12 protein-coding genes are annotated in these 15,462 nt (G+C 71.0%); 4 read left to right on the top strand and 8 right to left on the bottom strand.

The window, feature by feature from the left end; translation table 11 throughout:
• Window positions 1-266: 266 nt before the first annotated feature.
• The 4 genes from A6R01_RS01510 to A6R01_RS01495 all read right to left on the bottom strand — a co-directional run bounded on the left by A6R01_RS01510 (window position 267) and on the right by A6R01_RS01495 (window position 6,131).
• On the bottom strand, window positions 267-3,143 hold the full coding sequence (locus tag A6R01_RS01510; protein ID WP_292602837.1) for a vitamin B12-dependent ribonucleotide reductase: 2,877 nt from the start codon (window positions 3,141-3,143) through the stop codon (window positions 267-269).
• A 164-nt stretch (window positions 3,144-3,307) separates the two neighbouring features.
• Complete coding sequence (nrdR, locus tag A6R01_RS01505) at window positions 3,308-3,829, bottom strand: transcriptional regulator NrdR (RefSeq protein WP_292602834.1); 522 nt, start codon at window positions 3,827-3,829, stop codon at window positions 3,308-3,310.
• 370 nt (window positions 3,830-4,199) lie between these two features.
• Window positions 4,200-5,075, bottom strand: coding sequence for a bile acid:sodium symporter family protein (locus A6R01_RS01500; protein ID WP_292602831.1), 876 nt, complete (start codon window positions 5,073-5,075; stop codon window positions 4,200-4,202).
• Window positions 5,076-5,165: 90 nt separating this feature from the next.
• Window positions 5,166-6,131 (bottom strand): ATP-binding protein, encoded by a 966-nt coding sequence (locus A6R01_RS01495; RefSeq protein WP_292602828.1) that lies wholly within the window; start codon window positions 6,129-6,131, stop codon window positions 5,166-5,168.
• Between the two features lie 173 nt (window positions 6,132-6,304).
• Between A6R01_RS01495 and A6R01_RS01490 the strand changes: the two genes are divergently transcribed.
• Window positions 6,305-6,652, top strand: a complete 348-nt coding sequence (locus A6R01_RS01490; protein WP_292602825.1) for a hypothetical protein — start codon at window positions 6,305-6,307, stop codon at window positions 6,650-6,652.
• Window positions 6,653-6,909: 257 nt separating this feature from the next.
• Here A6R01_RS01490 and A6R01_RS01485 read toward each other — a convergent pair whose 3' ends face one another.
• Window positions 6,910-7,272, bottom strand: a complete 363-nt coding sequence (locus A6R01_RS01485; protein WP_292602822.1) for a LysM peptidoglycan-binding domain-containing protein — start codon at window positions 7,270-7,272, stop codon at window positions 6,910-6,912.
• Between the two features lie 211 nt (window positions 7,273-7,483).
• Window positions 7,484-8,308, bottom strand: a complete 825-nt coding sequence (locus tag A6R01_RS01480) for an SDR family oxidoreductase (protein ID WP_292602819.1) — start codon at window positions 8,306-8,308, stop codon at window positions 7,484-7,486.
• Window positions 8,309-8,444: 136 nt separating this feature from the next.
• Here A6R01_RS01480 and lexA point away from each other — a divergent pair, with 136 nt between their 5' ends.
• From lexA to A6R01_RS01465, 3 genes are all read left to right on the top strand, one after another.
• Window positions 8,445-9,176, top strand: a complete 732-nt coding sequence (gene lexA / locus A6R01_RS01475; protein WP_292602816.1) for a transcriptional repressor LexA — start codon at window positions 8,445-8,447, stop codon at window positions 9,174-9,176.
• A gap of 147 nt (window positions 9,177-9,323) precedes the next feature.
• On the top strand, window positions 9,324-11,078 hold the full coding sequence (locus A6R01_RS01470; RefSeq protein ID WP_292602813.1) for an alkaline phosphatase D family protein: 1,755 nt from the start codon (window positions 9,324-9,326) through the stop codon (window positions 11,076-11,078).
• Window positions 11,078-12,388, top strand: coding sequence for an alkaline phosphatase family protein (locus A6R01_RS01465; RefSeq protein ID WP_292602810.1), 1,311 nt, complete (start codon window positions 11,078-11,080; stop codon window positions 12,386-12,388). The genes A6R01_RS01470 and A6R01_RS01465 overlap by 1 nt, the downstream gene beginning before the upstream one ends.
• Before the next feature lie 220 nt (window positions 12,389-12,608).
• On the opposite strand, the gene A6R01_RS01460 is transcribed toward A6R01_RS01465, so the two are convergent.
• Both A6R01_RS01460 and A6R01_RS01455 read right to left on the bottom strand, forming a co-directional pair.
• Entirely contained in the window at window positions 12,609-14,516 is a 1,908-nt protein-coding gene (locus tag A6R01_RS01460) for an ATP-dependent DNA helicase (RefSeq protein WP_292602844.1), read from the bottom strand.
• A 131-nt stretch (window positions 14,517-14,647) separates the two neighbouring features.
• On the bottom strand, window positions 14,648-15,373 hold the full coding sequence (locus tag A6R01_RS01455; RefSeq protein WP_292602807.1) for an SGNH/GDSL hydrolase family protein: 726 nt from the start codon (window positions 15,371-15,373) through the stop codon (window positions 14,648-14,650).
• Between the last annotated feature and the right edge of the window lie 89 nt (window positions 15,374-15,462).

Genomic DNA, 15,462 nt, shown 5'->3' with positions numbered 1-15,462 from the left:
CAACCTCAACACCGGCTCTTCGGATCGGCCACTCCGGGGCCCGTCACGCCCCAGCCTAGAACGCCCCTGCCAGCCGTGTCTTGACACAGAGGGGAGCCAGAAGCGGACACTGGAGAAGCGACAGAGGGACCGGTGGCCTAGTGGCCTCCGGTCCCTCTGCTTGCAGTCTGCTAGCGGTGTCGCACCTTAATGAGAATCCGTCGCACTCTCGTGAGAATCCGTCTCAATGAAGTGAGAATGCTGTCGCATCCTGATGAGAACTGACATCAGCTGCAGCCGGAGGTGCTGCCGCAACCCTCACAGACGTAGCAGGAGCCGGCCGGGCGCATCTTGGTGCCGCAGGTGAAGCAGAGCGGGCTGTCGACCGCGGTGCCGGTCAGCTTCTCCATGAGCTCGGCGGAGGTATGGGCCTGCTTGACCTCGGCCTCGGGGGCCTGCTCGACCGCCGGTGCGGCCTTCTCCTCGATGGTGATGTCCACCGGGGCGCCCTTGTCGATCGGGGCGGACTCCACCAGCTCGGCGGCCGAGCCGGTCTCCTCGGTGGGCTCGTAGGAGCCGGTCTCGAGGTAGCGCTGGCGCTCCTCGGCCGAGTAGATGCCCAGGGCCTGGCGGGACTCGAAGGGCAGGTAGTCCAACGCGAGGCGACGGAACACGTAGTCCATCAGCGACTGGGCCATCCGCACGTCAGCGTCGTCGGTGAGACCGGCCGGCTCGAAGCGCAGGTTGGTGAACTTCGAGACGTAGGTCTCCAGCGGCACGCCGTACTGCAGGCCGATGCTGACCGCGATCGAGAACGCGTCCATCACGCCGGCCAGGGTCGAGCCCTGCTTGCCGAGCTTGAGGAAGATCTCGCCCAGCTCGCCGTCGTCGTGGGCACCGGAGGTCATGTAGCCCTCGGCGCCACCCACGGTGAAGGAGGTGGTGCGCGAGATGCGCGACTTCGGCAGGCGCTTGCGGGTCGGGGCGTAGACGACCTTCTCCACGATCTTCTCGACGACCTCGGCCTCGGCGTCCGCAGCGGCGTCGCTCTTCTTCGCCTTCGCGTCCGAGAGCGGCTGGCCGACCTTCGCGTTGTCGCGGTAGATGGCCGTGGCCTTCAGACCCAGCTTCCAGGACTGGAAGTAGATGTCCTCGACGTCCTCGATCGACGCGCTCTCGGGGAGGTTGACGGTCTTGGAGATGGCGCCGGAGAGGAACGGCTGGGCAGCCGCCATCATCCGCACGTGACCCATCGGCTTGAGGGCACGCACACCCATCGCGGTGTCGAAGATCTCGTAGTGCTCGGTCTTCAGACCGGGGGCGTCGACGACGTGGCCGTGCTCGGCGATGTAGTCGACGATCGCCTCGACCTGCTCGGGCTGGTAGCCGAGCTTCTTCAGCGCCCGCGGGATGGTCTGGTTGACGATCTGCATCGAGCCGCCGCCGACGAGCTTCTTGAACTTCACCAGGGAGAAGTCGGGCTCGATGCCGGTGGTGTCGCAGTCCATCATGAAGCCGATGGTGCCGGTGGGCGCGAGCACCGAGGCCTGCGCGTTGCGGAAGCCGTTGGTCTCACCCAGCGCGATCACGTCGGCCCACGCGGCCGTCGCCAGCTTGTGGGTCGCGGTGTCGTTGACGTGCAGGGTGCGCACCGAGTCGTTGGCGGCCTGGTGCTTGCGCATGACGCGCTTGTGGGCCTCGGCGTTGCGGGCGTATCCGTTGTAGGGACCGACCACGCCGGCGAGCTCGGCCGAGCGCTTGTAGGAGGTGCCGGTCATCAGCGAGGTGATGGTCGCGGCCATCGCACGGCCACCCTCGGAGTCGTAGCCCAGGCCCATGGCCATCAGCAGGGCGCCGAGGTTGGCGTAGCCGATGCCGAGCTGGCGGTAGTCGACGGTGGTCTGGCCGATCGACTCGGTCGGGAAGTCGGCGAAGCAGATGGAGATGTCCATCGCGGTGATGATGAACTCCACCGCCTTCGCGAACAGCTCGGCGTCGAAGGTGTCGTCGTCCTTGAGGAACTTCAGGAGGTTCAGCGAGGCGAGGTTGCACGAGGAGTTGTCCAGCGACATGTACTCCGAGCACGGGTTGGACGCGGTGATCCGCCCGGTCTCGGGGTTGGTGTGCCAGTCGTTGATCGTGTCGTCGTACTGCAGGCCCGGGTCGGCGCACTCCCACGCGGCGGTGGCGATCTTGCGCCACAGGTCGCGGGCGTCGACGGTCTCGATGACCTCGCCGGTCTTGCGGGCGCGCAGACCGAAGTCGGTGCCCTCCTCGACCGCGCGCATGAACTCGTCGCTGACGCGCACGGAGTTGTTGGCGTTCTGGTACTGGACCGAGGTGATGTCGTTGCCGCCGAGGTCCATGTCGAACCCGGCGTCACGCAGAACGCGGATCTTGTCCTCCTCGCGGGCCTTGGTCTGCACGAACTCCTCGATGTCGGGGTGGTCGACGTCGAGGACGACCATCTTCGCCGCGCGACGCGTGGCGCCACCGGACTTGATGGTGCCCGCGGAGGCGTCGGCACCACGCATGAAGGAGACCGGGCCCGAGGCGGTGCCGCCGGAGGAGAGGAGCTCCTTGGAGGAGCGGATGCGGGAAAGGTTGAGGCCGGCACCGGAGCCGCCCTTGAAGATGAAGCCCTCCTCCTTGTACCAGTTCAGGATCGAGTCCATCGAGTCGTCGACGGAGAGGATGAAGCAGGCCGAGACCTGCTGCGGGCTCGGGGTGCCCACGTTGAACCAGACCGGGGAGTTGAAGGAGAAGTACTGGTTGACCAGCAGCCAGGTCAGCTCGTGCTCGAAGAGCTCGGCGTCGGCGTCGGTGGCGAAGTAGCCGTGGTCGATGCCGGCCTTGGTGTAGGTCTTCACCACGCGGTCGATGAGCTGCTTGAGGCTCCACTCCCGCGCCTCGCTGCCCACCGCGCCGCGGAAGTACTTGGTCGTGACGATGGTCGAGGCGTTGACCGACCAGGTGGAGGGGAACTCCACGCCCTTCTGCTCGAAGACGGTCTCGCCGGTCTTCCAGTTGGTCTGGACGACGTCGCGGCGCTCCCAGGTCAGCTCGTCGTAGGGGTGGGTACCCTCGGTGCTGAAGACGCGCTCGATGACGAGGCCTGCTCCGGCCTTCGCCTGCGATCCTGCGCCGCTCACCGTCTCGGTCATGGTGGTGCTCCTCTGTTCCCGGTCTGAGGGGTGGGGTGGTGGGTCGTCGGTGGCCAGTCTCGGTCCGGCCACCGACAGTCGTGCTGCGCTGGTGCGCGGGTGGTGGGGAGAGGGATTGGTGCGCCCGGCAGGCAGCTTCCCCACTACCTGCCGGGCGGTCTGTGTCAGCCCGTGGGCTGAGGGGCGGGCTCGGGGTCTCGAGACGGTCGCGGGGCGACCTCCTCGACCGCCGAGGCCACGTCGCCGGTCTCGCGCAGCATCGCGATCTCGGCCTCGAAGTCCGCCGCGGAGCTGAAGGCCCGGTAGACGGAGGCGAAGCGGAGGTAGGCGACCTCGTCGAGGCGGCGCAGCGGGCCCAGGATGGCCAGCCCGACCTCGTGGGCGGGGATCTCGGCGGCGCCGGCGTTGCGCAGCGCGTCCTCGACCTCCTGGCCCAGGCAGGCGAGCTGGTCCTCGGAGACCGGTCGGCCCTTGCAGGCCTTGCGGACACCGGAGACAGCCTTCTCGCGGACGAACGGCTCGGTGGCGCCCGAGCGCTTGACCACGGTCAGCTGCATCAGCTCGACGGTGGTGAACCGTCGCTCGCACGTGGAGCAGGTACGCCGGCGGCGGATCGACCCGCCGTCCTCGGCGACCCGCGAGTCGAGCACCCGGGTGTCGGTGGCTCGGCAGTACGGGCAGTGCACAGCGAGGCTCCTTCACGTGATCGGATGGTCGAAACGGGTCGCGGGCGCGGCAGCGACACCCCTGGCTCAGGGGTGTGCAGTCGATGTGGAGATCGGGGCTCTCCCTGTGGAGAACCACGAGGGAGATGTGAGTCTTCCACCCCGGCTCTGTGAACTAGATGTGGATAACTACATCCGTGTAAGTACTAGATGTAGTGGGAACCGTACGCCTCGATCACTAGGCACGCAAGTGGACCGACGAGATTGACGTCATCTGGATCACACCCGTCGCAAAGCCGCAGGTCAGCGCCCTGTCGGCGCATCGAGTCACCGCCAGGACGGGCGTGTCGCGACCTTCACGGGAGGGCCGCAGACCGGCCAGGGGCGAGGGTCAGACACCCACCCGGTCGGCTCCGCGGACCCCGCGGGTGATGAGGAACCCGAACGCCGTCGCGAGGACGTACATGAGGATCGAGTAGACCGCGGCGGGGATCGCCACCTCGGTGCTGTCGAGCACCGAGAGGGCGATGGTCAGCGCCACGGTGGTGTTGTGGATGCCGACCTCCATCGAGCTGGCCACGGCCTGCGGCTGCTCGAGGCGAGCCAGCCGCGCGCCGGCGTACCCGAGGCTGAGGCTGAGCACGCACAGCAGGCCGGTGACCAGGCCCACCTGCCGCAGGTAGTCCCCGAGGTTCTCCCGCTCCCCCAGCAACGCACCCACGGCGACGGCCACGAGCACCACGATCGAGAAGACCCGCACCGGCTTGTCGGCACGCGCGGCGAACTCCCGCGACCAGCGGCGCACCAGCATCCCGACAGCCACGGGGACCAGCACGATGGCGATGACCTGCACGACCTTCGACCACTGCAGCCCCAGGTCGCCGTCGGTGTCGAAGTAGCCGATGGCCAGGTTGGTGACCAGGGGGATCGTCACGGCCGCCAGGACGGAGTTGATCGCCGTCAGCGTGATGTTGAGCGCGACGTCGCCGCGGAAGAGGTGGCTGAACAGGTTGGCGGTCGTGCCGCCCGGTGAGGCCGCGAGCAGCATCACGCCCACCGCCAGCAACGGGTCGAGGTCGAAGGCGACCACCAGGCCGAAGGCGATGACGGGCAGGACCAGCACCTGCAGCCCCAGGGCGACCACCACCGCGCGCGGGGTGCGCGCCACCCGTCGGAAGTCACCGACCTCCAGGGAGAGGCCGAGCCCGAACATGATGATCGCCAAGGCGATCGGGAGACCCACGCTGATCAGCACCGAGTCGTTCATCAAGACCTCCGCACGTGTGACTGGCGCCACAGTGAAGCACGGCCGGCGGCAGCGGGCCTCGCGACTCGACGGAGTCGGGCCTGCGGGTCGTCAGGGCGCGGAGTCCTCCGCGAGGTCGATGGAGAACCACACCGTCGTGCCGCCGGCGTCGTGCTCGGAGCCCCACCGGTCGGTCATCGCCTCCACCAGCATCAGGCCCCGGCCGTAGACCACCAACGGGTCCTCGCCATCCAGCGGGGCCACCACGTCGGCGCCCGCCCCGAAGTCGCGCACGACCACGGTCAGGACGGCCTCCTCGACCGAGATGCGCAGGTCCGCGACGGTCCGGGCATGGTGGACGGCGTTGGTGACGACCTCGGACAGGCACAGCTGGGCGGTCTCGACGATGTCGTCGTCGACGCCCCAGTGGCGCAGCTCCGCCGCCAGGAACGCCCGGGCCTCGCGCGGCGCGGTGGGCTCGGGCAGCAGGCGCAGGCTGGCGGTGCGTCCGGCGTGCTCCACCGCCGACCCGCCGTCCAGCACCTCCTCGAGCGCGTCGTCGGCGTGACCGGAGCGGCGGGCGCTCACCTCGTGCAGCGCCGCCGAGGTACGCCGGGCCAGGCCCTCGAGCTGCTCACGCTGCTCGGGTCCGAACTCCTGCGGCCGGTCGTAGAGCAGGAACAGCCCTCCGAGCCGGGCGCTCGCGCCCAGCAACGGGACGACCGCGGCCGCGACGTTGCCCGCCGCTGTCTCCTGCTCGGCCAGCCAGGGCCAGCGCTCCTCCAGCGTGGTGAGCGCGGCCAGGATCGGGCGGCCTGTGCGGACCACATCGTTGAGCGGCACATCGTCGTAGGCGTCGATGTGGCACCAGTCCAGCTCGGTCGGCGGCCCCTCGCCGCGGCGGACCGAGCAGAAGCGCAGCCGCCGCCCGCCACCCTCGGTCAGCGCCACCGCCACCCGCGCGACGTCCGGGAGGGCCACCAGGTCTGCCACCACTGCGCGCACCACGTCGTGGACGACGACGGCACGCTCGACCTCGACCTCGAGGTGGGCCATCGGGGCCTCGGCGTCGGACACGGCGCCAGGCTAGCCACGCGCACCATCCCCCCGACAGGGTCCTCCAGCCCGTCCAGCGGGCCGTTCGTCCCCCTCGCGCGCCCGTCGCGAACCCCCCGAGAACCCGGCCGTGAACCCGGCCGCCCCGGCGGTTCGGCCGCGTGACTCCTGGGGCCATCGGGAACAATGGCGCGGTGGCCGGGAGCACGGGGAAGCACGGATCGCACAGCGGCCCGCGCCCGGACCAGCCACACCGGACCCGGCGACTTCTCGTCCACGCCGTCGGCGTCACCGCGCTGGTCGTCGCCTGGGGATACCTCGTGTGGGCCGCCATCGACTTCGGCACCACCGCCCGCGAGGGCAGGGCCGCCGCCTGGTGGTTCCTGGCGCTCGCCTCCCTCGGCGCGATGGCCTGCCTCTTCGCCGGACTGATGCTCGCGGCTCGCCTGCTGCGCATCCTGGGGCTCGTGGCGCCCGCGGCCGCCCCGGGCGAGGACCCGGCGCCGCCACGACCCAAGGGGGGCAAGCGGGCCGCCCGCTGAGCATGTCGTCGCCCCTGCAGACGACGGGCGCCGGAAGGGTCTGACTGACGTCAGTCCCACCGTGAGGATCGCGGTCGAAGGTTCGAGCGCGAACCCGAAGGTCTGACTGACATCGGTCAGACCTTGCAACCCCAGACACCACCGAGGGGCGGGCCCGCCGTGGGCCCGCCCCTCGTCTTCCCCGTGGTTTCGCCGGCCGGGGTCGAATCGACCGGCGAAGTCTGGTGGCTGCCTGTGCTGCCGAAACGCTCGGTCGCTCAGCCGGCGGCCGGCACCCGCAGGCGCTGACCGGCGACGAGCATGCCGCTGTCGAGGTGGTTGAGCTGCTGGATCGTCGACATCATGTCGCGCACGTCGCCGCCCTCGGCCCGCGCCGAGGCGATGTCCCACAGCGTCACACCGGTGCCGACGACGATCGTGTCGGTGGGCACGGGCTCGCCCTTCTCCGAGGTCGCGACAGAGCCGCCGGCGAAGGCGACCGCGATCGCCACGGCCACCAGCAGGCCGACCACGAAGACGGCCAGGCGACCGCGGCGGGTCAGTCGGACGTGTCCGGCCGTCGAGGGCCCAGCGCCGAGGCGGGTCGAGGTGTGGACTGCGGGAAGGACCATGGTGCTCATCGGGATCTCCTGGGGAAGTCGGAGTGGGTCTGCGAACCGATGTCTACCGACGACCACCGACAGTCCCGATCAGGGAGGACCGGGAGGGCCTGGGGCCGACGGCTCGACCACCAGTTCGATCGAACACGTGTACGAGACTAGATCAGGTGTTCGAACGAGATCAAGGGGTCGAGCGAACAAATGTTCGACCCCCTCCGACGAGCAGCGCGGGTCAGCCCCGCCGCAGCGCCCGACGCCCCTGCGCCGCGAAGAGCGCGGTGCCCTTGGCGGCGACCCCTGGCGCCAGGGAGATCGTGCGCATCAGGGCGCCACGCCAGACCGGCACCGTGCGGACGACCCGGCCGGTGCCCACCAGTCCCACGGCCAGCTCGGCGATCTCCTCGACGGTCAGGATGCGACCACCGGAGTGGACCAGGGCCGCTCCGAGCCCCTCGGGGTCCTGCTCGTCGAGCATCGCCGTCTGCACCCCGTCGGGGCAGATCGCGTGGACCCGCACCCGGCGCGGCGACTCGGCCGCCACGGACATCGTGGCCGACACGGTGGCGGCCTTCGTCGCGGCGTACACGCTGTAGCCCGGCACCGGACCGAGCCCGGACAGCGAGGCGGTGTTGACGATGTCCCCGGAGCCGTCGCCGCCGGGGCCGGCGAAGGCCTCCAGCGCGGCGCGCATCCCCCACAGCACACCCAGGAGGTTGACCTCGACCAGGCGTCGCACCTGGTCCTCGGAGAGCTCGGAGAGGCGGCCGTCGTCACCGACCCCCGCGTTGTTGAACCACGCCGCCAGCCGACCGTGCCCGGCCGCTACCTCTGCGACATGGCGGTGTGCCGCCGGGTCGCGCACGTCGTGGGCCAGCCCGGCGACCGCCCCGATCTCGGCCGCGGTCGCCTGGACGGCGGCCGCGTCGACGTCGGTGACGACGACGGCGTACCCCTGTGAGACGAGGCGCTCGGCGATGCCACGACCGATGCCGCGTGCCGCGCCGGTCACCACCGCGCTGCGTCCGGTCGGGGCGGTGGGGACGGTAGGAGGCGTCATGGCCCGAGTGTGCTCGACACGCCGATTCGAACACATGTTTGATCACGGGATGGATCAGTCATAGCGTGGGCACACCACGACGCAGGCCGTGCCGCCGGGACCCGCTCCCCCGGTGGCCGTGACGAGGAGGACCCCCATGGCGACCAGCCACGACGACGCCGCCCCCGGCGTGAGCGCGCTCCCCGACGGCCCGCCCGACGCCAGCGGCCTCACCCCGCGCCAGACCAAGGTGCTCGAGACGATCCGCGACTCGGTGGCTCACCGCGGCTACCCGCCCAGCATGCGCGAGATCGGACAGGCCGTCGGCCTGACCAGCACCTCTTCGGTGGCCCACCAGCTCAAGGTGCTCGAGGAGAAGGGCTTCATCAAGCGCGACGGCAGCCGCCCGCGCGCCCTGGAGGTCTTCCTGCCCGAGTCGATGGCCGCCCGCCGTGCGATCTCCTCGGCCGGCGAGAGCTCTTTCGACGAGACCGGCGTCGGCGACACCCTGCCCGCCGCGTCCTACGTGCCGATGCTCGGCCGGATCGCCGCCGGCGCGCCGATCCTCGCCGAGGAGCAGGTCGAGGACGTCTTCCCGCTGCCCAAGCAGCTCGTCGGTGACGGCCAGCTCTTCCTCCTCGAGGTGCGCGGTGAGTCGATGATCGACGCCGCGATCTGCGACGGCGACTACGTCGTGATCCGCCAGGCCAACACCGCCGAGAACGGTCAGATGGTCGCCGCCATGATCGACGGCGAGGCGACGGTCAAGACCTTCTCCCGCAAGAACGGGCAGGTCTGGCTGATGCCGCACAACGAGGCGTTCGAGCCCATCGACGGCACCCACGCCACGATCCTCGGCATCGTCACCGCGGTCCTGCGCAAGGTCTGAGGGGTACGCCGGCGGCGGGTGGGTCTCGACGCCCGCTCGTCGCTGGCGCGCCTCGCACCTCGACCATCTCGCGACCCCCGGGTGAACGGACGGTGCTCACACCGTCGAAACCGTCACGAAACACCGGGCTGTGTCGTTGGATGGGGCGTGACCTCGACGAAGACCACGCCGACCACCCCCACCACGGCTCCCCCCGCCTCGTCCTCGCTCCCCCGCCGCACCGTCCTCGCGACCGGCGCCGCGGGAGCCGCCGCCGTCGGCGTGCTCGGCACCGGCGTACGCGCGGCCGACGCCGAGGAGTCCGGGCAGACCGGCGCCGCCGATCGCGGGAAGGCCGGTCACGAGGTCTTCCAGCACGGTGTCGCCTCCGGCGACCCGCTGCCGCGGCGCGTGGTCATCTGGACCCGCGTCACCCCCACGCCCTCGGCGACCCCCGGCTCGGGCAAGGGCAAGCCGGTCACGGTGACCTGGCAGGTCGCGAAGGACGCGAGGTTCAACAAGATCGTCCGCAAGGGCAGGTTCCGCACCAGCGCGGGTCGCGACCACACCGTCAAGCTCGACGCCAAGGGCCTCAAGCCAGGCAAGGAGTACCACTACCGGTTCATCGCCCTGGGCCAGAAGAGCCCCGTCGGGCGACTGCGCACCGCACCCCGCAAGCGGGCCGCACTGGACAACCTGCGCTTCGGTGTCGTGTCCTGCTCCAACCTCGAGGCCGGGTTCTTCACGCCCTACCGCGCCCTCGCAGCGCGCCAGGACCTGCACGCGATCCTGCACCTGGGCGACTACCTCTACGAGTACCCCACCAGCGGCTACGGCATGGGCCAGGACAACGTCGTGGTCCGCCCGCACGACCCGCCGCACGAGATGGTGAGCCTGGAGGACTACCGCCGCCGGCACGCCAGCTACAAGCTCGACCCCGACCTGCAGGCCCTGCACGCGCGCTACTCCTGGATCCTCACCTGGGACGACCACGAGGTCACCAACGACCAGTGGAAGGCCGGCGCGGAGAACCACGACGAGTCCGAGGGCGACTACAAGAAGCGGCGCGCCCGCGCCCACCGCGCGTACGACGAGTGGATGCCGGTCCGCATGGACGGCACCGCCGCGCTGGGCGACGGCACCCGTTTCTACCGCCGGATGCGCTTCGGCCAGCTCGCCGAGGTCTCCATGCTCGACCTGCGCACCTACCGCGACGAGCAGGCCGCCCTGCCCGGCGTCGACGCCACCGTCAGCGACCCGTCCCGCTCGATCACCGGCAAGAAGCAGATGGCGTGGCTCAAGGAGTCGCTGACGCGCGGCGACCACGCCCCGCAGTGGAAGGTGATCGGCAACCCGGTGATGATCGCGCCGGTCACCTTCGGCGACCTGCCCAACGACCTCATCGACCCGATCAACGACGTGACCGGCATCCTCCCCGCCGACGGGGCGCCCTACAACGTCGACCAGTGGGACGGCTACACCGCCGATCGGCGCGAGGTGCTCGGCCACATCCGCGACCACCAGGTCAAGGACGTCCTGTTCGTCACCGGCGACATCCACTCCGGCTGGGCCTGCGAGCTGCCGATGGACACCTCCACGCAGCCGCTCTACGGGGACTCCTACGGCGTGGAGTTCGTGTGCTCCTCGGTCACGTCCAACAACCTCAAGGACATCACCGGCGCCCCGCAGCTGACGCCGCTGGTGGAGACGGCGATCCTGGCCAACAACCGGCACATCAAGTACCTCGACTTCGACAACCACGGGTACTCCGTCCTCGACATCACCCCCGAGCGGGCGCAGATGGACTGGTACGTCATCGGCGCCCGGGACGACGCGAACACCTCGATCGAGTGGTCGACGTCGTACGAGACGATCGCCGGGACCGGCCGGGTCACCGCCGTCGACGCCCCCTTGGAGGCGTGATGTGCCAGGACGCCCCCCTCACCGGCTCCCCCGAGCGCGCCGCCCGGCGGCTCGAGGAGATCCGCGCCAGCCGTCGGACCGTCCTCACCGCCGCCGCGTCCGGCCTGGCGTTCTCCAGCGCTCTCGGCGCGGCTGCCCCGGCCGACGCCGCGAGCCCGAGGACCAAGAAGCGCTGCTACGTGCTGGTCACCGACGGCTGCCGCCCCGACGAGATCGAGCCGACCCTCACGCCCAACCTGCACGCGCTGCGCGAGGGCGGGATGTGGTGGCCGCGGGCGACCTCCATGCCGGTCATGGAGACGATCCCCAACCACGTGATGATGATGACCGGCGTGCGGCCCGACCGCTCGGGCGTGCCGGCCAACTCCTTCTACGACCGCGAGCTCGGCGAGATCCGCGACATGGACCAGCCCAGCGACATCCGGGTCAAGACGATCATCGAGCGGCTCAACAGGCGTGGCTTCACCACCGGCACGGTGCTGAGCAAGGAGTACCTCGTCGGCGTCTTCGGCGAGCGGGCCACCCACCGCTGGGAGCCCGAGCTCTACATCCCTGTCTCCGGTCACGCACCGGACCTGCTGACCTACAACGCGCTCACCTCGATGGTCGAGGAGCTCGACCCGCACCTGGTCTTCGTCAACCTCGGCGACATCGACCGGGTCGGCCACACCGACTTCACCGGCACCAACCTGCGGCTGCTGCGGCAGGCGGCGCTGCTCGACACCGACCTGCTCGTCGGGCAGTTCATCGACGGGCTGAAGTCCAGCGGTGCGTGGGAGCACTCGATGGTCATCGTCCTCGCCGACCACTCGATGGACTGGTCGATCCCCACCAACGTGATCACGCTGCAGGGCGCGATGGACGAGGACCCGCTGCTGGCAGGCAACGTCGTCATCGCCGACAACGGCGGCGCCGACCTCGTCTACTGGACCGGCCCAAAGGGCAAGCTCGACAAGGCGGTCAAGCGCATCCAGCAGATCGCCGAGGCGACATCGGGCGTGCTGAAGGCCTGGGACCGGCGTACGCCGTGGCTGCGGCTGGGCCCGGAGTCCGGCGACGTCGTGGTGTTCTGCCAGGCCGGCTGGCGCTTCTCCGACCCCAACCCGGTCACGAACAACCCGATCCCCGGCAACCACGGCCACCCCGCGACCCGGTCGATCCCGTTCTTCATCGGCGGCGGGCACCCCGCGGTCAAGGCCGGCAAGGTCTCCTCCGCCCACGCCCGCACCGTCGACGTGGCGCCCACCGTGGCGAAGTTCTTCGGGATGCGCACGCCGAAGAAGAGGTACGACGGCAAGCCCCGGATCTGAGGTCGACCACAGGAGCGGTGAGCCACCAACCGACCGGTCTCGGGGGTCGGTTGCCCACGCACCGCCCCACCACGGCCGCACCGGGAGCGGTGAGGCATCAACGGACCGACGGGCGCGGACGGTTGACCACGCACCGCCGCTCGATCATGACGTTCTGCAGGCCAGATAGCCGTTTCTCCTGCAGAACGTCGTGATCCCGGGCCCGCTGGCACCCCGCGGCTCAGCCGGCGGAGGCGGCGAGCCGCGTGAGGGCCTGGCGTACGACGGCGGGGTCGGTGGTCGTCCACATGGGCGGCAGGCTCGCCTTGAGGAAGGAGCCGTAGCGGGCCGTCGCGAGCCGCGGGTCGAGCACGGCGACGACGCCGCGGTCGGTGGTGGTGCGGATCAGGCGGCCGGCGCCCTGGGCCATCAGCAGCGCGGCGTGGGCGGCCGCGACCTGCATGAAGCCGTTGCCGCCGGCCTTGTCGGCGGCCTTCTGCCGCGCACTCATCAGTGGGTCGTCGGGGCGCGGGAAGGGGATGCGGTCGATGAGCACCAGCTGGCAGGTGTCGCCGGGGACGTCGAGGCCCTGCCACAGCGAGAGGGTGCCGAACAGGACGGTGTGGTGGTCCTCGACGAACTGCTTCGCCAGCTCGGGCAGCTGGGCGTCGCCCTGGGCCAGGGTCGTCAGGTGCGGCAGCCGTTCGCGGACCGCCTCGGCCGCCGCTTCCGCGGCCCGGCGCGAGGAGAACAGCCCCAGCGTGCGGCCGTCGGCGGCGTCGACGAGCTCGGCGATCTCGTCGAGCTGGGCCTTCACGAGGCCGTCGCGGCCCGGCGGCGGGAGGTGCCGGGCGACGTAGAGGATGCCCTGGCGGCCATAGTCGAAGGGCGAGCCCACGTCGACCCCGCGCCACGGCAGGACCCCGTCGCCCTCAGGGACCGACCCTCCGTCGACGACCCGCTCCGAGGGCTTGAGCCCCACGGAGGTGGCGACCGAGGAGAAGTCACCGCCGAGCATCAGCGTCGCCGAGGTCATCACGACGGTCTTGTCGGTGAGCAGCTTGTCGCGCATCTGGCCCCACACCTGCAGCGGCGCCACGCACAGCCGCGGCGCGGAGCGCTCCCCGCCCTCGGAGAGCCACAGCACGTCGGACTCCAGGTCGGCGGCCATCCGCTCGGCGACGGCGAAGACGTCCTGCACCGAGCCCTTGGCCTGCTGGCGCCCGGGGTCTCCGTCGCCCTCCCCCGGCTTCTCCTTCGGGAACGCCGAGACGCACGCACGGGCCGCGTCGCGCACCAGCTGCAGGGCGTCGCCGAGCTGCTCGGGCAGCACCTCGAACCGCCCCGGCGAGGCGGTCGTGATCGCGTCGCGCAGCGCCTCACCCGCGTCAGCGAGGTCGTCGGCGGGGTTGCTCGCGCCCTCCGCGGAGACGTGCTTGCGCGCGCGTCGCGCCGCCCGCTCCACGTCGGGGGCCGTGAGCTCGTCGGTGGCCGCCTGGGTCACCCGGGCGACGAGCTCGTGCGCCTCGTCGATCACGACGGCGTCGTACTCCGGGATCATCGGGACGCCCTCGATGGCGTCGATGGCCAGCAGCGAGTGGTTGGTGATGATCAGGTGCGAGCGGTGCGCCTTCTCCCGCGCGAGCTCGGCGAAGCACTCCTGGCCGAACGGGCAGCGCTGCGCGCCCAGGCAGTCACGATGGCCGACGGAGACCTGGCGCCACTCCCGCTCGGTGTGGCGAGGGGCGTTGTCGCGCTCGCCGGACCCGCCGTTCTCGGCGTCCTCCTCGGCCCACGCGCGCAGCTCGAGGACCTTCTGCCCCATCGACCCCTCGGGCAGCTGGACGAGCGCCCCCTGGTCGTCGGGCACGCCCTCGCGCACGCGGTGGAGGCAGGCGTAGTTGGAGCGACCCTTGAGCACGGCGTAGGAGGTGTCGACACCGTCCTGGCCCTTCATCGCCTCCATCAGCCGCGGCACGTCACGCTCGACGAGCTGGTGCTGCAGCGCGAGCGTCGCGGTCGCCACGACCACCCGCTTGTCGTGCAGCAGGGAGGGCACGAGGTAGGCCAACGACTTGCCGGTGCCGGTGCCGGCCTGGACGAGCAGGTGCTGGTCGTCGGCCAGCGCCCGACCGACCTCCTCGGCCATCTGCACCTGGCCCTCACGGGTGGCACCGCCGAGGGCGGTCACGGCCGTCTCCAGCACGGCGCTGACGCTGGTCCTCGGCTCACTCACGCCGAGCACCCTAGTCGCGGCCGGGGACGTTCCCCGCCTCGCCGTCAGGCGTCTGTGGACAACCTCACGGCCACCGCGTCACCGAACGCGGCGTGACCGGCCGGGGTGAGGTGCAGCAGGTCCGGGAGGTAGTCCAGCGACAGGTCGCTCACCGCCACGAACCGCACACCGTGCTCCGCGCAGAGCCGCTCGAGCACGCCCTCGACCCGCGGGACGTACGCCGACCGCGCCGGCGCGGCCGCGGGCCCGACGACGGTCAGCGGGTGGCCGTCGAGCTGGCCGAGGAGCCGCTCGAACCCTGCGGTGATCTCCGCCGCGGACATGTCCCAGTCGTTGAGGCCGCCCGCCACGACCACCGGCGTACCCGCGGGCAGCGGACGCAGCGCCGCCCTCGCCCGCGCCGCGAACGACACCTGCGGGCCGCAGCCCGAGGCGCCGGCGCTGAACCCGGAGCCGGAGAAGCCGGCGGTGTGCACGCGCCCGGGCAGCCGGACGGTCCAGGACCGGGTCGGCTCGTCGAGACCGAGACCGGCGGTCCAGGAGTCGCCGATGACCAGCAGGTCCTCCCCCGCCCCGGACACCGCGCCCGCGCGGGCCGCCGAGTCGGCGGCGAACGTCTCGCACCGGGTCGGCCCGGAGCCGGTCGCGCGGCCGGTCACGACGACCACCGACAGGGCCACGAGCACCGCGGCGAGCGCCACGACCGAAAGACGACGGTGCGGTCGCCCGCTCTGCTCCGCCGGCTCACGCCGCGCCCCCCGGAAGGCCATGGCCCCATGGTGCGGCCCGGGGCCGCCCCGGCGCAGCCGAAGACGGCGATCAGCGCCGAACCGTGACCGGATCGTGGCTGATGGCCGGG

The organism is Nocardioides sp. REDSEA-S30_B4, from assembly GCF_001627265.1.
Classification (GTDB): Bacteria; Actinomycetota; Actinomycetes; order Propionibacteriales; family Nocardioidaceae; genus Nocardioides.
This window is presented reverse-complemented; position numbering and strand designations above follow the sequence as displayed.

What these genes read in the sequence shown, in the direction of transcription:
- A6R01_RS01510 (WP_292602837.1), bottom strand. Translation starts at nt 3,143, where the DNA reads ATGACCGAGACGGTGAGCGGCGCAGGATCGCAGGCGAAGGCCGGAGCA.
- A6R01_RS01500 (WP_292602831.1), bottom strand. Translation starts at nt 5,075, where the DNA reads ATGAACGACTCGGTGCTGATCAGCGTGGGTCTCCCGATCGCCTTGGCG.
- A6R01_RS01485 (WP_292602822.1), bottom strand. Translation starts at nt 7,272, where the DNA reads ATGAGCACCATGGTCCTTCCCGCAGTCCACACCTCGACCCGCCTCGGC.
- A6R01_RS01480 (WP_292602819.1), bottom strand. Translation starts at nt 8,308, where the DNA reads ATGACGCCTCCTACCGTCCCCACCGCCCCGACCGGACGCAGCGCGGTG.
- lexA (WP_292602816.1), top strand. Translation starts at nt 8,445, where the DNA reads ATGGCGACCAGCCACGACGACGCCGCCCCCGGCGTGAGCGCGCTCCCC.
- A6R01_RS01465 (WP_292602810.1), top strand. Translation starts at nt 11,078, where the DNA reads ATGTGCCAGGACGCCCCCCTCACCGGCTCCCCCGAGCGCGCCGCCCGG.
- A6R01_RS01460 (WP_292602844.1), bottom strand. Translation starts at nt 14,516, where the DNA reads ATGGCCGAGGAGGTCGGTCGGGCGCTGGCCGACGACCAGCACCTGCTC.
- A6R01_RS01455 (WP_292602807.1), bottom strand. Translation starts at nt 15,373, where the DNA reads ATGGCCTTCCGGGGGGCGCGGCGTGAGCCGGCGGAGCAGAGCGGGCGA.